Source organism: Marinobacter sp. DUT-3 (genome assembly GCF_050379435.1).
Lineage (GTDB): Bacteria > Pseudomonadota > Gammaproteobacteria > Pseudomonadales > Oleiphilaceae > Marinobacter.
Genome location: NZ_JBNRMG010000004.1, coordinates 222,334 through 240,271, shown reverse-complemented (window position 1 = coordinate 240,271; position 17,938 = coordinate 222,334). Strand labels below are relative to the sequence as shown.

Genomic DNA, 17,938 nt, shown 5'->3' with positions numbered 1-17,938 from the left:
CAAATACCCTGCGGAGCCATGGATGGCGGAGCGGAGCGTACAGGGATGTATTCACAGCGTGTTTTGGAAAGCCGAACCACAGGGCCCGCGATCGGCGAACTCAACATCTCAGGGAAAAGAAACATGGGACGGATGCAGACGGAACTGCACACCGGCATCGACCTGGCGGTGGCACTGATCCGACAGGACAACCTGCCGGCGTTGCTGAAAACCGCCACCAGACAGCTGGAAAACGCCTTCGGCCTCACCCGCTGCTGGGCGCTGGAACTGGACCTGAGCGGCCGCACCCTCCATTGCGCCGAGCTGGACCAACACGGCGAATTCGACTGCGGCGACTTCAGCCACCCCTTCGCCCACGTACTGCAAAGCGGCAAACCCCGGGAACTGACCCGCGCCGCCAGCTACCGCCTCGACCACAGCGGCTTCCAGGCCCTGCTGGACGCCAGCGACCGTCCGCGCTCCTTCTGGCTCGAACCTATCAAGGGCGACGACGGCCGCACGCTGGGCATTCTCGTGCTCTGCCATGACGAGCCAGAATGGGACGGCATTACCGCCATGCCGCTGTACCAGGGCCTCAAACAGCTGCTTACCCACCAATGGGTCAGCCAGCTCCAGAACCGCGACCAGGTCTGGCAGCGGCGCCTGCTCAAGCGCTCGCTGGACCACCTCCACGATGCCGAAACCGTGCGCCGCCGCTGCGAACAACTTGCTGGTAGCCTGGTGGGCGGCTCCGCCGACATGGTCAACCTGCGGTCACAAATCATCCGCGCCGCCGGCAGCCAGCTCTCCGTGCTAGTGCAGGGCGAAACCGGCTGTGGCAAGGATCTGGTCGCCAAGGGCATCCACGAATTCTCCGACCGTGCCAATGGTCCGCTGGTGGTCGTTAACTGCGCCGCCATCCCCGACACCCTGCTGGAAAGCGAACTGTTCGGTCACACCAAAGGCGCGTTTTCAGGGGCGGACAAGGCCAAAGAGGGCCTGCTGGCCCAGGCCGACGGCGGCACCCTGTTTCTGGACGAAATTGGCGACATGCCCATGGCGCTGCAGTCGAAACTGCTGCGAGTACTGGAGAGCCGGCAGTTCCGACCGCTGGGCGCCCAGCAGGAACAGCACTCCGATTTCCGCCTGGTGGCCGCGACCCACCAGCCGCTGCAACAAAGCATCGAAGACGGAAGCTTTCGCCGCGACCTGTTCTACCGCCTGAGCCAGTTTCCCCTTCGGGTTACCCCGCTTCGCGACCGGCCGGAAGACCTGGCACCGCTGTGTCGGCACTTTATTTCCCTGTACCAGCAGCGGGAGGGGGCCGGCCCCATGGGCATCAGCAGCCATGCGCTCCATACCCTGTCCGGATATGCCTTCCCGGGCAACGTTCGCGAACTGAGAAATATTCTGGAATTCGCCTGCCTGCAGACTCCGGTTGGCGACGACATTCAGCCGGAAGTGCTGCGCCTGGACGACCTGTTCTCCGACCAACAAAGCCCGGCTTTTCAGGAGGCCGTACCGGCTACCCTGCCGGGCGTCCCTGTGGCCGATGACATCCGTGACCTTAAAGCGGCCGCACAGGCTTTCGAAGCGGCGGTAATCCGCGAACGGCTGAGACAGTACGACGGCAATCGCACCCAGGCGGCGGAAAGCCTCGGCTTGCCGAAGCGCACCCTGGCCCATAAATGCCTTAAATATCAGGTGTCTGAAGAATGATGACCGCTCATTTCCCCAGCCTTCGCTGTTGGCTGGCCATAACACTGCTTATCAGCGGGTTTGCACCGGTTGCGGCCAGCCAGCTGGACGACGCCCGGGAATGTACCCGGGAATCCCAGCGGCTGGAGCGCCTTGCCTGTTTTGATTCGGTATTCGGCACGCCCCTCGAGACGACAAGTGTCACCGGCGCACCGGAGGCCAACCGGCCAGAGCGATGGCTGCAGGCGTACGCCCAGGAACAGGCAAGGGAGCCCGGTGACGGCCCCCTCTACCGGGACACCGGGGATCGTGCCGGGCAACTGGTCACGCTGGGTGCGCTGGGCAGCCAGCCACCACGCCCGATCCTGGCCTTGCAGTGCCATAACAACATCACCGAGCTTTCCCTGATGTTGCCCGCGGCACTGGAGGCCGAACGGGTGAGTATCGGTTTTGGCGCGCAACGGGATGCATGGCGGGTACGGGATAACGGCTTCGTTGTCAGCAGCGGTCGTGGCTTGCCGGCCATCCGGGTTGCCAAGGCGCTGCTGGGGCGGGGAGATGCCCGGATCAGCTCCTCCCATGGCGCCCTGGATGGCCTGATGTTCGACCTGGAAGGCTTCCGCGACGCCATCCGGCCGTTGCGCGCCAAGTGCGGCTGGTAACTGAACTGGAAACGATCGAAAGGCAGATTCGAATGCAGGTTGTTGAACAACATCCCTATGTGGAACAGGTGCTGGAAACGCTCGGTGGCGAGTCCGACATGGGCGAATCGCTGGCTGACGACGACACCCTTGAATTCCTCGAAGACGAGATCATGAAAGTGGGCTCCCTGGCCCATAACGAGATCGACTGGAGCAAGGTTGAAAGTGAGTCCCTCAGACTGCTGTCGGACCGGAGCAAAGACCTGAAAGTACTGGGGTTCCTGCTGCTGAGCCTGCAGCGGGGCGGCGATGGCGAGCGTTACGCGCTCTCCCTGTTCCTGCTGCACCAGGTACTGGACTCCTGGTGGGAGCAGGCCTGGCCCTATCCGGGTGACAAGGGTAAGCGGGCGCGCAGAATGATGTTTACCCAAATGCTTCAGCGTGCCGTCAAGGAAGTGGATTCACTGAGGTTTGACCGTGAAGTGGGGGATGGTCGCAGTTATTGCCTAGGGATGATCGACAACCTGATTACCCAGGCCGGGGATCGGGAGCTGGCGGATGACGGGTTATACGAGATCAAACGCGGCGTAGAAAAATTGCCGGCTGACCCGGAGCCGGCGCCGGCCGCCACCGGAGAGCAGCCGTCGGCAAAGCCGGCCAGCAGCGCCGCCGCTACACCCATCAACACGGCACAGCGGGCCTCTCTGGGGGAGCTGACCCTGGATCCCGCAAACGAACGGGCGACCCGCCAGAGCCTGCTGAAAGTGGCGGACCTGTTGGTGGCGTCCGAGCCGGATACACCCTTGGGCTACCAGTTACGCCGTTACGCGATCTGGCAGGGAATTACCTCAGTACCGCCTTCCCGTGACGGGGTAAAAACCGACCTGGCGGCGGTGAGTGCGGATCGGGTCGCCGAGTACCGTGAGGCGTTGGACAAGGCCCCGGATGTGGAACTGTGGCAGCGTATCGAGCAGAGCCTGTCGGTCAGCCCGTTCTGGCTTGATGGTCACTGGCTCAGTGCGGGCGTGGCCGATGCGCTTGGCCATGGTCCCTGTGCCGAGGCGATACGGGAATCCGTCCTGGGCTTTGTCGAGCGGTTGCCGCAGCTGGCGGACATGACATTTAACGACGGCACGCCGTTTCTGTGCGCGGAAGCGGCGGACTGGATGCAGACGGCGCCGGCGAAGGCGGGCGTTGCCGGCGGCGCCAGTCCCTGGGAGCAAGCCTATGAACAGGCCCGGGAGTTGGCCGGCCAGAAAGGCCTGGCGAAAGCGATGCAATTGCTGGAAGACGGTCTGGCCGGCGCCCGGGAACCGCGGGAGCGCTTCCACTGGCGGCTTGCCAGTGCCCGCCTGCTGAAAGACAACGGGCTGAAAACCCTTGCCGGCCAGCAGATCCAGGATCTGCACCAGCAGACCCGGGGCCTGGCCCTGGAAGACTGGGAACCAGGGCTGATCTCGAAACTGGAAAAACTGGTTTAACGCCTTCAGGAATCACTCAGATATCTCAATTTCAGGAATGGACGCCATGTGGAGAAAAGCATTACTCATCGGTCGAAGGATTCTTCCGTACCTGCGCAGCGCCGCGCCGATTACCCTGGCCCTTGGGGTCATCGTGTTGTTGGGGGCTACCTGGTGGTTGGGGCCCCGGCTCGAGATAAACGGTGAATACCCGCTGGCCGCCTGGCAGATGCGAGCCCTGGTCACCCTGGGGGTTGTGTTGCTGGTGGCCATGATATGGGGAACCCTGCTGGCGCGTCGTCTGGGCAAGATCAATGCCGCCAAGGCCGATGAACAGCGAGAAGAGGAAGATCCCATCCTGCCGCTGGAGCGGCGGCAGAAACGCCTGCTGGATCGTCAGCTGCAGGCGCTCAAGAGCAACCTTCCGGGTCGCAAAGAGTTGTATCGCCTGCCGTGGTATCTGGTGATGGGGCTGGAGGACGCCGGCAAGACAAGCCTGATTCAACGCTCTGGCCAGACCTATACCCTGACCAACGTGACCCGCAATCCCCGGTCGGATCGTAACCCGTATGGGTTTGAATGGTGGATTGGCGACCACGGCGTGCTGATTGATCCCGATGGTGAATTGCTGAGCCAGAATAACGGTGAAGGCGCCCGTCACGAATTGCAGCAACGGTTGTGGCAGCACTTTATGCAGTGGCTGGAGAAAAACCGGCCCCAGCGCCCGCTGAATGGCGTAGTGCTGACTATTGATCTCGCCAGCCTGAGCACGGGCAGCGATCAACAACGTCAGGCCCAGGCGATTCTCCTGCGCACTCGCCTGCGGGAGCTGATGGAACAGCTGGGATCAAGGCTGCCGGTGTATGTCAGTTTTACCAAGCTGGATCTGCTGTATGGTTTCGGTCCCTTCGTGCAGACCCTCACCAAGGCAGAGCGGGAACAGCCCCTCGGGTTTACCTTCCCGCTTGAAGCACAGCTGGAAGGGGATGACTGGCTGGAAGACTTCTCGGAACGTTTCACCGGTCTGGTTGAGCAACTGAATGCCCGTCTCCCGGATGTGCTGGCAGTTACCCGTGATGCCGAGGAGCGGGCGTCGGTCTATTCCTTTACCCGGCAACTGGCAGGCCTGAAGCCGGTACTGGAGCAGTTCCTGGCGGATCTGCTGTCAGAAGATGCGTTTTCGACCCCGGCTCTGGTGCGTGGTACCTACTTTACCTCGGTGATTCAGGAAGGTGTGCCGGAGGATGCCTTTGTGTCCGCCGCAGCCGCGAATTACCAGCTCTCGGACCCGATCCAGCCTGCCCAGCGCAAGGGCCAGTCGGCCAGCCTGTTTACCCACGGGCTGTTCCCGGATGTGATTTACCGGGAGTCAGGACTGGCCGGCGATAATCGACGGGTTGTCCGCAGTCGCCAACGCCAGGTGGCGGTTGCCGCCGTGGTGGCGGTTGCGGCGGGTCTGGGTATGACTGCAGGCTGGCAACACTACTTCATCAAAAACGCGGAAGCGGCCACGGCCGTCGAGCAGCGGGTACGGAGCTTTATCGACAACTGGCGGCCGGTTGGTTACGAACCGGACACCACCGGAAGCAATCTGCTAGAGCCACTGGATGAGTTGCGTGAAGCCACGCTCGCCTTTGGCGATTACCGGAACAGCTGGCCCCTGGTGACCGATATGGGGTTGTACCAGGGCCAGCGTGTGGGCCCGGAAGTGGAATCTTCCTACCTGGATATGCTGGCGTACCAATACCTCCCCACGTTGATGCTTGGTGTCATGGGGGAAATGGGCCGCGCACCGGATAACAGCCCGGAACGGATGGACCACCTCCGGGTGTTGCGCATGCTCTACGATGCCAGTGGCCGCCGGACCGATATCGTAACGGACTACATGGCCAAGTACTGGCAGGCCCGGTTCCCCGGGCAGGGCGACAGGCAGGAACGGCTACGCCGCCACCTGGATTACGCCCTTGCCCACACCGATCTGGCGGAGCAGGTCCGTCAGGGGGACGTGACCGCAGACATGGCGCTCGCGCCCTTCCGCAGCAGCGTGCAATGGGCGCAGCATGAGCTGGGCCGTATCTCCACCACCGATCGGGTGTACGACGACCTTGAGAAAGAGGCCGCCCGGGAATTCGGGTCGCCGCTGGATCTGGCGCGGAAATCGGGGCCGGCCTTCAGCACCGTGTTCACCAAACTCGACGAGGGTGGTGAACCCTTGCAGGAGGAAAGCCTTGAAGAGGACCCGCTGGTGATTCCCTCACTGCTCACCCGCGAAGGGCTGAACAGCTGGTTCCTGCGCAAATCCGATTCCGTTACCGAACTGGCCCTGGTGGACGCCTGGGTTCTGGGGCGTCGGGACGATGTGGATTTCAGTGAATCCGACGAGGAACAGCTGACGGCGGAGCTGCAATCCTTGTATGCCGACCGTTACGCGGATGCCTGGCGCAAAGCCCTGAGCCGGGTTGATGTGCAGAGCTTCAGTGACCTCAACCACGGGGTGCGGGTGCTCGAGAGTCTGACCAGTGGCCATCAGCCCCTGCAGCAGTTGCTGGGACAGGTAACGCATCATACCCGGCTGGTTCCGGAAGTGAGTGATGAGGAAGACGCTGGTGCGGTTGCAGCCCGTAAGGTTCTGGAGCAATCCTCCCACTTCGCCATGATCCAGGAAATTGACCGCCAGTTTGCGGAACTTAACCACCTGAATCAGAAGCAGGGCGATAACCCTTCCGGCATGGAACAGCTGATGGGCGTGATCGGTGACCTGCACGAATACATGCGGGGCATTCAGGAAGCGCCGGATAGCGGCAAGGCTGCCTTGCAGGCCGCCCGTGCAAGAATGGGATTGCAGGGGGCTGACCCCATTTTCACCCTGCAGCGACTGGCATCAAACCAGCCGGCGCCATTGAACCGGATGCTGGACAAGCTGGCGGCGGAAAGCTGGCGCGTGGTTCTGGATCAGGCCGTTGCGCAACTGGAGCGCCAGTGGTACCGGGAAGTGTACCAACCGTTCCAGCAGTCCCTGGCTCGGCATTATCCATTCAACCCCGGAGCCGGCCGTGACGCTGCCCTGCAGGACTTCGAACGGTTCTTTGCCCCGGAAGGCGTGCTGGACACCTTCTATACCGATAACCTGAAACTGTTCCTGGAAGATCATCCGGAGCACGTGGCCGGATCACGGCGGGCAGGCCTGGTTCGGAGCGATGTCCGGGCCGCACTGGAGAAGGCCAAAACCATCCGCAGGGCATTCTTCACCCGTGGTGGCTCCCTGGATGTGGAGTTCGCACTGGAGCCCCTGAATCTGTCCTCCAACAAGCGCCGCAGTGTGGTGAACGTGGACGGCCAACTGGTGGAATTCAGCCACGGACCCAGCCAGAGCATTCCGCTGGTCTGGCCAAATACTCTGCGCGACACAGTGGAAAGCCGTGTGACCCTGGTGCCGACCCAGATAAACCGTTCGCCCCGCAGTCTGTCTGAAAACGGGCCCTGGGCGTTGTTCCGGTTGCTCGACCGGGCGGATATCACCGGCGTCAGCAGCAGCGCGGTGGACGTGAAGTTTGCGCTGGATGACGGCGAGATGCGTTATCGCCTTCACGCGGCCAGTAATACCAACCCGTTCACACAGGAACTCCTTGCGGGGTACCAGATACCACGCAGTCTGTATTAGACTATGGGCCGCCCTGCACAGGACCGTGTAGGGCGGCCAGCGTTACTGAGCCTTTAATTGCACCAGATTCTTCAGGGACCGAAGACATGCCCCAGGCAAGCGGACTGCAGTTCACCGCCACCATTGGCGAATTTTCCTCTGATCACTTTTCCGTTGTCGGCTTCGAGCTGACCGAGAACCTTTCCGAGCTGTTTCAAGGCAAGCTGGCGCTGGCCAGCACCGACCCGTCGGTAGCGGCAGCCGATGTACTGGAACAGGCCGTGGACCTGGTGGTCTGGCAGGACGGCGCGCCGTTGCGTCGCTTCACCGGTGTGGTCAACGAATTCTCCCGCGGTGATGCCGGCCACCGCCGCACCCGCTACGAACTCATCATCCAGCCCCCGCTGTGGCGTCTGGGCCTGATGCACAACAGCCGCATCTTCCAGACCCAGACCACCGACGCCATCGTACGCACCCTGCTGGAAGAGCGGGGCATCGTCGATACCGTGTTCGACCTCAAACGCCGCCCGGAAGAACGGGAATACTGCGTCCAGCACCGGGAAAGCGATCTGGATTTCGTAGAGAGACTGGCCGCCGAGGAAGGCTGGCATTACCGCTACCATCACGGCTCCGTCGACGGTGAAGAACAGCCGGCCCTGATCATCGCCGATCACCACGGCGACGCCCCCAGGCTCGAGTCCGTGACTTACAACGGCAAAGCCGGCGGCAGCACCCAAACCCCCTGCGTGTTCCGTTTCGCCCATCAGGAGCGGGTCCGCGCCAGTGCCGTGGCCATGAAGGATTACACCTTCAGGAACCCGGCCTATGCCCTGATGCACGACAGCGCGGCTGGCGATGTCCAGCACCGGGAAGACTACCAGCACTACGACTACCCCGGTCGCTTCAAACAGGACGCCAGCGGCCAACCCTTCACCGAAGCCCGGCTGGACGCCCTGAGAAACGACGCCAGCACCGCCAGTGGCAAGAGCAACCGCGCCGACTTCACCGCCGGCGCCAAAGTGGCCCTCACGGACCACGACAGCGAGACCCTGAACCGGGAATGGCTGCTGACCGCCATCACCCACACCGGCAAACAGCCCCAGGCGCTGGAAGAAGAGGGCGGTTCCGAGCCCACCAGTTACAGCAACAGCTTCAATGCGATCCCCGCCGACCGCACCTGGCGTTCGCAAATCAAGCACCGTCCCAAAATGGACGGCCCGCAGATCGCCATCGTCACCGGTCCGGAAGGCGAAGAGATCCACTGCGACGAACACGGCCGGGTGAAAGTGCGCTTCCCGTGGGATCGCTACTCAAAGAATGACGAACACAGCAGCGCCTGGCTTCGAGTCAGCCAGGGCTGGGCCGGTGGCCAGTACGGTTTTATGGCATTGCCGCGAATCGGCCACGAAGTCATCGTCTCCTTCCTGGACGGCGACCCCGACCAGCCGATTATTACCGGAAGAACCTATCACGCGACCAATACACCGCCGTATGCGCTGCCGGAACACAAAACCCGAACCACATTAAAAACCCAGACCCACAAGGGCGAGGGCAGCAACGAACTGAGATTTGAGGACGAGGCAGACAAAGAGCAGATCTACGTCCACGCCCAGAAAGACCTGGACCTGCTGACGGAAAACAACCGTACCGAAGTTATCAGGAACGACAGCCACCTGACCGTGGACAACCACCGCAAGGCCCACATCAAGGGCGATGACCACGCCACAGTGGATGGCGAAAAGCGGGAACAGACCGGCAAGGATCACAGCTTCAACGTCACCGGCACCCTGCACCTGAAAGCCGGCACCGCCTGGCTCAGCGACTCCGGCACCGAACTGCACATCAAGGCCGGCCAGAAAGCCGTGATCGAAGCCGGCGCCGAAATAACCCTCAAGGCCGGCGGCAGCTTCGTGAAAATCGACCCCAGCGGCGTCGCCATGGGCGGGGCGGCCATCAAGATGAATGTGGGTGGTTCGCCGGGTAAGGGCAGCGGGCAGAAGGTTCAGGTGCCGGAGATGCCTGGGTTGGTGGAGAAGAATGGCGGGGCTGTGGCGCCTGTGCAGATTGCGGAGGTTGGTCAGCGGGAGAACGCCGGTGCCTCGCAAATCAACCCGGATGCACTCTTGACGGCAGCATCTGATCGAACACCGGCACAGCAAATGTGTCAGAAGAAAATGGATGGAACCTGCGATGTTGTCGACTGCCCCTGTGTTGGATAGATCGCATTCGTTGACTCACTTTAATCAAGCACTTAATGACTGGAAGGTGTCATCTTGGGAGCGCTGCCTGCTAATCATCGACGCAGCAAGATACGATGAAGGGGATGTTATCCGGCAGATTTATGCTCTCGATGACAACCCCGATTGGTTCTGGCTATTCGACGAAACGCCTTTTGAACAGCATAAGGACGCCGGCCCCATTGTTGTTAAGACAACCCTCAACAGTGTGCTGTGTCAGCGTGCCGTATCCCAGTGGGGGGCTGATGAGGCATTGGCCATCCTGGTGTCAGAACGAGAACAGGGCTCAGCACTGGCGGGTATTCGCAAAAGCCTGATGATCCATTTCGAAACCTACGGCCCCTGTTTCGTGCGGCCGTATGATGGGCGTTTTCTCGAAGTTCTGAATACCTGCCTGCCCGAGGCAGTGGGCAGCCTGATCGGCGAAGACGATCTACTGATCTGGGCCACTAGTCACGGGGAAGGAACGCATTGGTCGAGCGCAAGGGGAGCCAGTACGGAAACAGAGGGGTTGCACGCTCACCAGCCAAGCTCCTTTGAAAGGCTGTTGACGTGGGTAAGTGGTTGGCCCCGATGCATGACCATCGCGAATCAACAACACACGCCAAGTCATCGAATCCGGATTATTCGTGAATTGTGGTCTGCTGGCCATCAGTGTCCCGAATCGGATGCCGAGCTAGGCGCATTGTGGCAACACACGGAACTGGAATTCCACGGACTACATGAAAAAGGACTTTAGCAATGTCAGCCATTAAGCCACCACCCTGCACACCGTCGCGCACCTTTTGGCTGGAACTGGTTGGGGAGGGTTCCCTGGACGGGCACCATTACAGTTTGTTGGATCACGAAGCGGAGAGCCCTTCTACAGAGCCAATGGAGTCCTGTGGCGATCACCGTGGGCGAATGGGGCCGATTCTGGCCGGCCATGTAGAAGCACCCTCGCAACGGTCCCTGGTACTGGAACTTCATGGCGACGAAAAAGTCATGGTGCCTGTGATAGACCAGGAACAGATCGCGCCCCAAACGCTCCGGCCTCCCCAGAGGAACTACCAGGACAGCCTGATGGTGGCGGTGCATCCCACGGTGTTCTGTGACGCCGGAGAACTGAGCTACCCGCGCCCCATGACCGGTTATGAGGAAAGTGTGGCGGCACCCCTGCGGACTGGGTGGGTGTACGTCTTTTTCCAAGGGCGCCTGTGGCGTGAACTGTTTGTGGTCACCTCCGAGGAATCGGCGCCGTTACTGCGGGATACGGACCTAGCACGATTCCGACAGGCTGGCGAAGAAGACCGAAATGAACGGCCTCCCGTAGGCCCCGAAGTGGACACAGTGCACATACCGGCCCGGTTGCTCGGCCGGGACGTATACGATGATGTGGAACTGGCATTCAGCGATACCCAGTGGTCCTGGCAGCATATCGAAGCATTGGAAACCGACGACTCGCTCCGTGGCAGCCGGTGCCGTAATGCCCGTGCCATAAAGGGTTTCCTGGATCGGATACCCGGAGGGATGTTCCCCGACTGGCACCGGGTTGACGAGCTTGTTCCCATGCGTGCCCGGGACAACCCGCTGGAGCGGGACATCTTCATGCCGAACCAATGGTTGCGTGATATTGATGGCAGCGACACCCAGAGAACGATGGATGAGATTGTCACCCAGCGGGACGCCATTGAGTCCGATGAGGCTGTTGTCGATGCAGACATGGATATCTACCCCCAGATGCTGGTACCACGCTGGCGACACCAACATCTGAAAGGCGAATCAATGCCGCAGATCACCGAAGGCGTGGACGTATTCGAGACCCTGCGTGATCGTCACCTGTTATCCCTGACATTGCGGGACCCGCTGTTTGCGGCCAGGCACCTGGTTCAGCACATGAATGAAAGCCTGGCACTTCTTCTGGCGTTGGTGGACAACATCAAGAAGCGGCCCCACGGCGTAACAGCTGAACTGTTTCATAATAATTTCCGGCGAGAGGTGCTTCCGAACGGCTCCAGCAACCCCCTGCACATCGAGGGGAGCTGGTTCGACAACCGGCTGGATGACAGCGAGGATGGGCGTTTGCTGCGTACCGTCTACGAGGTGGAGCGCGCAGCCCTGCGTCGCTACCTGATCGAGGCCCAGGGCGCTGTTGTACGCCTGATGGAAGACACACGCGCGGAAAACCTGACGGAAGTACTGCGTGATCTTTTCAACGCCGAGGCAGGTAACGACGTGGCCGGATACGTTCAAGCCGGCCCTCTGCTCCAGGCCCTGACCATGCCGATAGGCAGGGCCGACCCGCTGCTTTTGCCCCAGAACGCGGGCCGGATGAAAGCCAGCGGCGCGGAAGACCTGAACGAATCCCTGATGGTGGGTGAGCACGCATTGGCGGCGCTGCTGTTGCCCTTCAAAGACCCGTCCGAAGCATTGCCCGGCGACGCCACCGGTGAAAAGCTCCGTACCATGATCAGCGCTCTCCAGGAGCGTGAACAGCCCATGCGAGTGGCCGAAGCCAACGTACTGCGCAGCCTTGCTGAGCATTTTGATAAAACCAGTGCTCCTGATACCTCGGAAATATTCTCGGATACTCGCTTCGGTATGCACGCGCTGTCCGTGCCCTTAGCGGAACTCAGTCAATGGTGGCTCGGTGGTGTGCAGGAAACCCTCCTGAAGAAAGGTGTTGCCTTTGAAGTCAAAGTCAGCCAAGTGAAAGGGGCATTCGAAGGCTTCGCTGAAGCCGCCATACCGGGAAAGACCATTCTCCAGTTGAACAGTGCCGAGGATGGCAGGCTTTATACGATGCTCGACGTGGTAGATGAACAGGGGCATACCCTGACTTCTGGCGCTGCGGTGGGTGCAACATTGAAGCTGGCAGACAGTCAGGCTTTTGAGGAAGTGGCGAGGCAGCGCCCGTTTAGGAAGTTTTTCCATACGGCTTCGGTGAGTCCGATAGGGTTGCCGCCGTTATTGGTGGTGTTTGATATGATTAATTTTTGGAATGCAGTCAATTATTCTGGGGATGGGGCACGTTATAGCGCTGGGTTTATGAGTGCTTTATCGGATCTACTCGTCAGTTCCGGGCAGCTACTGTCGGTGTTACCCAAAAGAACCGTTTGGCTCGACAAACAGGTCAGTGTCTGGAAACAGGAAGCCAAATGGTTTTCCAAAATGTCTGGTAGCTTCAACTCGGAAAACAGGTTTGCCCAAGCCGTTGTCCGCAACAAGCTCCAGGCCGCAGGTTGGGTAGCCGGTATGTTTACTGTCTCCATTATGATCTGGGATGCGGCGGCAAATGCCTTCCAGGGGCGCCTGAAACTGGCCGCAGCTGACCTAACCAAGGCGGTGGGGGTGGGTGTTGTGACCAATTCCGACGTTATTGCCGGCCGAATCCTCACCCCCATGGGGCGCCAGTTGGTGCACCGTACCGGTGAGCGGGCAGTGGCAACGGCGCTGTTATCCAGGGCCGCTACGGCGATAGGCTGGGGAGGTACGGTCAGCGCGGGCTGGGTGACCGTGATTGGTCTGGGCATCTATGGGTTGGGTGAATGGCTGTATTACGAAATCAAGGATGATGCCATCAGTAACTGGTTGCGGGGCGGCCCGTTCTCGGGAAGCCTGGAAGATCAACGCCCGGAACTGCTGGAAGAGGATGCCGCATACCTGGGGCTTCTTAAATCCATGATGCCCCTGTCGATAACGAGGGTAACCGGGGCCGGGCTGGACAGCTTCCTGCAGGCGAATGACCTGTCGCCGTGGCAGGGCGAGGCAGAATCCGTGTTTTCCTTTTCCGCACCGGCATTGGCCATCTCGGGTGAGCCGGTGACCATCGAATGGGAACTGGAATACGAACGCACCCATTACCAGGCGCTCGGCCGGGCCGGTACGAAGACACTTGCCTCCAGGAGTGGCAATACCCGCCACGTCGATTATCGGTTTGACGGCAGCCACTCTATTCATTTCGTGGTGTCGGAGGCCCAGCTCCCGGAAATGGTCCCGAACGAGCACAATCACGAATACGTGGCCACGCGCTACACGGTGAAAAGCCTGGAACTCACCTTCCAGGTCAAGGTCTGGGATCGCCGGCAGGAAACCTATACGATTCGTGAAGTCAGCGAACAGCTCACCGACCTGGACATCAAACACCATGCGAGCCGGTAACGAACCAATGGCTACATACGTATCGGGCGCCTATCGCCGGGATGCCATTCCCGAGCAGGCTCCCCTGAAGGACATCAGTGGGTTTGCCAAGTCCCTGGAGGCAGGGGATTTCATCGAACGGTTACCTTGGGGTGACTATGCAAACATCGACATCAGCGTGTCTCCTAATTCTGCACGGATTCACCAAGCTAGAATGGCTGGAAGCAGTAGTAGGAATCTTGCTGGTCCGGCCTGGACTCACAAGCAACAACCCACAGAGTTTGTAAAAACTCGCTGGCAGCTCCTGCTGATGCTTGCGGGGGCATTTGCCGACTATGGGATGCTCAAATTTTTATTGTTCTGTTCTGTCTTCGCGGATATAGCGACCATCATCAAATTTGAAAGTTATTCGGTAATGACGTTAGTGGTGCTCGGTCTTCACCTGCTTTTCCGCTACCCCTTCACCTGGGTTCTCGAACGCTACCCCGGCTTTATCGTCAAGGATCTTGGCTGCGGCTTCTTCCGGACTACCGGTATGGTGAAGTTTCGTACCTGGCGTGAAGAAACCTTCGAAGCGCCGTTTATCGAGTTTGATCCCTACATCTCGTTCCATGTGAACCCCAAGGGTCCAGTGAGCTACAAGCTGCTCCTGCGCCACCGTTACACCGGTTGGCAAACCACTGTGGCCCAGGTGGCGGATATCCACAAAGTAGAGCTGTATGCACACTGGGATGAACTCCAGCGCTACATGGACGTCAGCCAGCCGCTGCCGGATGTTCCTGCCCTTGAGAAGTTCCGCCCATTGGACCCTACCACGGCGGAGTATGATGCAGCAGATAAGCGCGGACGCCCGGCAGACTATTGGGCAACGCTGGACCTGGCATGGTGGGAGGAAGAAGGTTATCCGGCGCACCTGAAGGCCATTCGCGAGTTCCCCTGGTCGACGCTGGAAGACCGGATGGAGAAAAGTGTACCGAATCTGGTCCAGGGGGCCATGGTTTAATAGCAGGTGCTACGTCGACTACCGGTTTGACGGCAGCCACACTATTCATTTCGTGGTGTCGGAGGCTCAGCTCCAGGAAATGGTCCCGAACGAGCACAATCACGAATACGTGGCCACGCGCTACTCGATGAAAAGCCTGGAACTCACCTTCCAGGTCAAGGTCTGGGACCGCCACCAGGAAACCTATACGATTCGGGAAATCAGCAAAAAGCTCCCCTGAAAGGTATTGGTCGGTCGTGTTTTTATAGATTGAGTTGTTAATCAAGGATGAATAAATGATAAATGGAAAGGTTGTGGCTGCTTTTGTTCTCCACTGTATTGTTTTCCTCGTTCTTTGCGTCGGTGACTATCCTGATGTTTTTGTAATGATTCTCGGGTTTTTCCTGGCTCTAAATGCCATTGGCTTGATGATGATTTTGTTCAATGCCGTACAACCCGGCGGGATTGTTTTCATGATTGGAAGTTTTGCATTCATCCCGCTTGGACTGATTGGGGTGTTGGGGGCCAGGGAGGCAATGGATGAAATGCGCCGTAGAGAATTTTCGAAAAAGGGCTAGTAGGACGATATGGAACCTGTAAAGAAATTGAAAATGAACCGGACCCTTGTAGATGCTCAGATCTTTGGAGGGACATTGCTTGGCGTTTTATGGTTTATGGCGATTCTGGCACTTCCCGGTCTGCCTTTTTACCACATCGGATTCATCATCATGCTAATAGTAATGGGGATATGGAATTCCTCCCGCTATCCCATTAAGTGCTATGAAGATCATATGGAGGTGAAGCTGGCTCCGATATCCGCTCTGCATTTGATCAACTACCGGGACATTACAGACATTGATGATAATCACCCAAAGTACACGAAGGTTACTTATAACGATGATGGCCGGGAACGGTCATTGAAATTGCACTGGAAAGGGCTGGAAGAAAAAGCAGAAATTGAACTTTCACCCTTCCTCCAAGAAAAATGGTTAAGCTGATTTTAAGATCATCATCCTGGGACACGCGGCAGATCATAGGGTCGGGAGCTACCCTATGACGTGCGATTCAGATAACGACGACCATGCCCAGCCTGATTTCTCCAGAAAAGATCAGCCGTTCTGGTTTAGTGAAAAGGTTCAGGAACATGCCTGATATGGACACAGCCATTTCTGGTGTAGATGGCTATTACTGAAAAATGGCCTATCGCCCGGATGCTGTACCCCTGCAGTCGGATCAGCATGAGGAGCTTAATCGCTCAAAGCTGGGGCAGTCAGCCAGTCTGAGATTGCCTTGGGAAAATACCAAGAACGTTGTGCCACCAAACTTATTTTCCAGGTTTTCACCAAAGAAGCTCCGTAAGTTGGAAAAGCGAGAGGATACAGCAAAAAAATAGGGCTTCAGGCTGAAAATAACCATGAGTGCTTCCGCTATGCTCCACTGGCTTTTCGAACACGTTTTTTTGACATGATGAACATACTGGGCAAGCTGGGATGCTATATGATTGCTCCCATGTTTTTGCTGGTTTTTTTATTTTCACGAAATGAAGGGGAGACGTGGCCAGAATACCTGGAAACGATTACCACTCTTGACATGTTCATAGTTGGGAGAGGGGCATTCTTATGGTTAGCCTCAGACTTGGTATTCCGCCTCTTTCCCCGCTGGGTCCTCAAAGCCGGGCGCGGCCCAGAATGGGAAATCAACCGCCGAACCGGCATGGTCAAGGTCTGGCAGTATTCCCGCAAGCGCCCGTTCATGCCAGCCAAACCTCCAGTAGTCATCGAAAAACCCTTCTACGAATTTGATGCCTGGTGCTGCGCTCGCGTAGACCGCCATGGCACTCTGTTTGATCTGGTGCTCTCCCACCGATACAGCAAGCTGGATGTAACTGTAGGAGACATTCTGGGTGCCCATGGGCACGCCAAGATGTGTTATGCCTTCTGGGATTTCATCCAGAATTACATGGATATCACTCACCCGCTACCGGATTTTCCTTTGCTGGAAGAATACCGTCATCTCGATCCGGTGACTGCCGAGCATGATCGGAAAACCGGTCGTCCAGAGCGTTACTGGCGTGACATGGACATGGATACCTTCAAGAAAAAGGTCGATCGAATGCATACGAACGTGACCATTATCGATACCGCCCAACGACCGAACCTGATGGCACGGAAGCTCAGATATGCTTCGTGACGCACCAATTTGTGACCCTAGTTCACACGCAGAAGCTGTTAAGCCGTTATACAACCAACCAGAGTTTCAATTCACAATAAGGAAATAGTGATGTCCACAAGCCGCGATTACCTCGAACTGTCATTCAGATCCATTCAGTGCTTTGCCGACGACGGAAAGCTCGATGCAAAGGAGTTGGGAGAGCTTGTCCGTATCGCTGAACGCGATGGCGTGATTGATGCGAACGAAATCCGGGTTCTTCGAAACATCATCTCGCGAATCAAGCCCGAAGAGATTGATGACGCGATGAAGCGCCGACTGTCGGAGATAGAGCGCAAACTGTCTGCGGCCTGACGGGAGCCCGACCATAATCACGGAAGATGGCTGCGTGCTAACGAGCGTGGATTCCCGTTGACGGAAACCAATTCGGCTTCGAAGGGGCGTAGCGCCCATGTCGTTTTCCCGGGTAGAGATCAGCCGTTCTGGTATCGTCAAAAGGTTCAGGGAAATGTTGAATAATTCTTCCAGCACTGCCCGCGTCGGTGATTACTACGGGCAGTATGCTTACCGTTCCGATGCCATTCCTCCCCAGAAGAATCAGACGGAGGAATTGAACCGGACGGGGCTGGATCGTTCCGCCAGTCTGCGGTTGCCTTGGGGAAATACCCGGGAGGTGGTGCCGCCGACATTTATGTCGGGAAATCCGCCCAAGAAACTGCGAAGGCTGGAGAAAAAGGAAGATCTGGCGAATAAACTCGGGCTTTACGTTGAGAACAGCCACGAATGTTTCCGGCATGCGCCACTGGCGTTTCAGGCGCGTTTTTTCGACATGATAAGTGTTCTTGGAAAGATGTGGACTTACCTCGCGTCGCCCATTTACTTAATTGTTTTGATAGTGAGATCTCCCCTCTTCGGACGCTTCCAGGGGAGTTGGTCTGAGTATTCAGAAGCTCTGGGGCTTCCTGGTTTTCTTCTGTTGGTGGGAGGGGTGCTTTAGCTTCTTATCTCCGACC

Annotated in this window: 14 protein-coding genes; all 14 read left to right on the top strand. The window is 58.4% G+C overall.

The annotated features are described in order from the left end of the window. Positions 1 to 132 precede the first annotated feature (132 nt). The 14 genes from ACQUWM_RS09400 (at position 133) to ACQUWM_RS09335 (ending at position 17,922) form a co-directional block, all read left to right on the top strand. The gene (locus ACQUWM_RS09400; protein ID WP_428922106.1) at positions 133 to 1,698 is read left to right on the top strand and encodes a sigma-54 interaction domain-containing protein; all 1,566 of its coding nucleotides are present in this window, start codon (positions 133 to 135) and stop codon (positions 1,696 to 1,698) included. Next, positions 1,695 to 2,339 carry a type VI secretion system-associated protein VasI gene (gene vasI, locus ACQUWM_RS09395; protein ID WP_428921956.1) on the top strand — a complete coding sequence of 215 codons (645 nt, stop codon included), beginning with the start codon at positions 1,695 to 1,697 and terminating at the stop codon, positions 2,337 to 2,339. Before ACQUWM_RS09400 ends, vasI begins: the two co-directional genes overlap by 4 nt. 32 nt (positions 2,340 to 2,371) lie before the next feature. Next, positions 2,372 to 3,799, top strand: a complete 1,428-nt coding sequence (gene tssA / locus ACQUWM_RS09390; RefSeq protein ID WP_428921955.1) for a type VI secretion system protein TssA — start codon at positions 2,372 to 2,374, stop codon at positions 3,797 to 3,799. A gap of 37 nt (positions 3,800 to 3,836) precedes the next feature. Then, entirely contained in the window at positions 3,837 to 7,439 is a 3,603-nt protein-coding gene (gene tssM / locus ACQUWM_RS09385; protein WP_428921954.1) for a type VI secretion system membrane subunit TssM, read from the top strand. An 86-nt stretch (positions 7,440 to 7,525) separates the two neighbouring features. Next, the gene (locus ACQUWM_RS09380; protein WP_428921953.1) at positions 7,526 to 9,637 is read left to right on the top strand and encodes a type VI secretion system Vgr family protein; all 2,112 of its coding nucleotides are present in this window, start codon (positions 7,526 to 7,528) and stop codon (positions 9,635 to 9,637) included. Further along, positions 9,597 to 10,394, top strand: a complete 798-nt coding sequence (locus tag ACQUWM_RS09375) for a DUF4123 domain-containing protein (protein WP_428921952.1) — start codon at positions 9,597 to 9,599, stop codon at positions 10,392 to 10,394. Before ACQUWM_RS09380 ends, ACQUWM_RS09375 begins: the two co-directional genes overlap by 41 nt. Positions 10,395 to 10,396: 2 nt before the next feature. Continuing rightward, positions 10,397 to 13,795: a hypothetical protein gene (locus ACQUWM_RS09370; protein WP_428921951.1), complete on the top strand. Its 3,399-nt coding sequence runs from the start codon at positions 10,397 to 10,399 to the stop codon at positions 13,793 to 13,795. Then, on the top strand, positions 13,782 to 14,777 hold the full coding sequence (locus ACQUWM_RS09365) for a hypothetical protein (protein ID WP_428921950.1): 996 nt from the start codon (positions 13,782 to 13,784) through the stop codon (positions 14,775 to 14,777). The genes ACQUWM_RS09370 and ACQUWM_RS09365 overlap by 14 nt, the downstream gene beginning before the upstream one ends. Then, the gene (locus ACQUWM_RS09360) at positions 14,743 to 14,997 is read left to right on the top strand and encodes a hypothetical protein (protein ID WP_428921949.1); all 255 of its coding nucleotides are present in this window, start codon (positions 14,743 to 14,745) and stop codon (positions 14,995 to 14,997) included. The genes ACQUWM_RS09365 and ACQUWM_RS09360 overlap by 35 nt, the downstream gene beginning before the upstream one ends. A gap of 55 nt (positions 14,998 to 15,052) precedes the next feature. Next, entirely contained in the window at positions 15,053 to 15,334 is a 282-nt protein-coding gene (locus tag ACQUWM_RS09355) for a hypothetical protein (RefSeq protein ID WP_428921948.1), read from the top strand. A 9-nt stretch (positions 15,335 to 15,343) separates the two neighbouring features. Further along, on the top strand, positions 15,344 to 15,754 hold the full coding sequence (locus ACQUWM_RS09350; RefSeq protein WP_428921947.1) for an FUSC family protein: 411 nt from the start codon (positions 15,344 to 15,346) through the stop codon (positions 15,752 to 15,754). Between the two features lie 637 nt (positions 15,755 to 16,391). Continuing rightward, a complete protein-coding gene (locus ACQUWM_RS09345) occupies positions 16,392 to 16,946 on the top strand; it encodes a hypothetical protein (RefSeq protein ID WP_428921946.1) in 555 nt (184 codons plus the stop codon). 90 nt (positions 16,947 to 17,036) lie between these two features. Further along, positions 17,037 to 17,279: a hypothetical protein gene (locus tag ACQUWM_RS09340; RefSeq protein WP_428921945.1), complete on the top strand. Its 243-nt coding sequence runs from the start codon at positions 17,037 to 17,039 to the stop codon at positions 17,277 to 17,279. A gap of 97 nt (positions 17,280 to 17,376) precedes the next feature. Next, complete coding sequence (locus tag ACQUWM_RS09335) at positions 17,377 to 17,922, top strand: hypothetical protein (protein WP_428921944.1); 546 nt, start codon at positions 17,377 to 17,379, stop codon at positions 17,920 to 17,922. Positions 17,923 to 17,938: the final 16 nt, after the last annotated feature.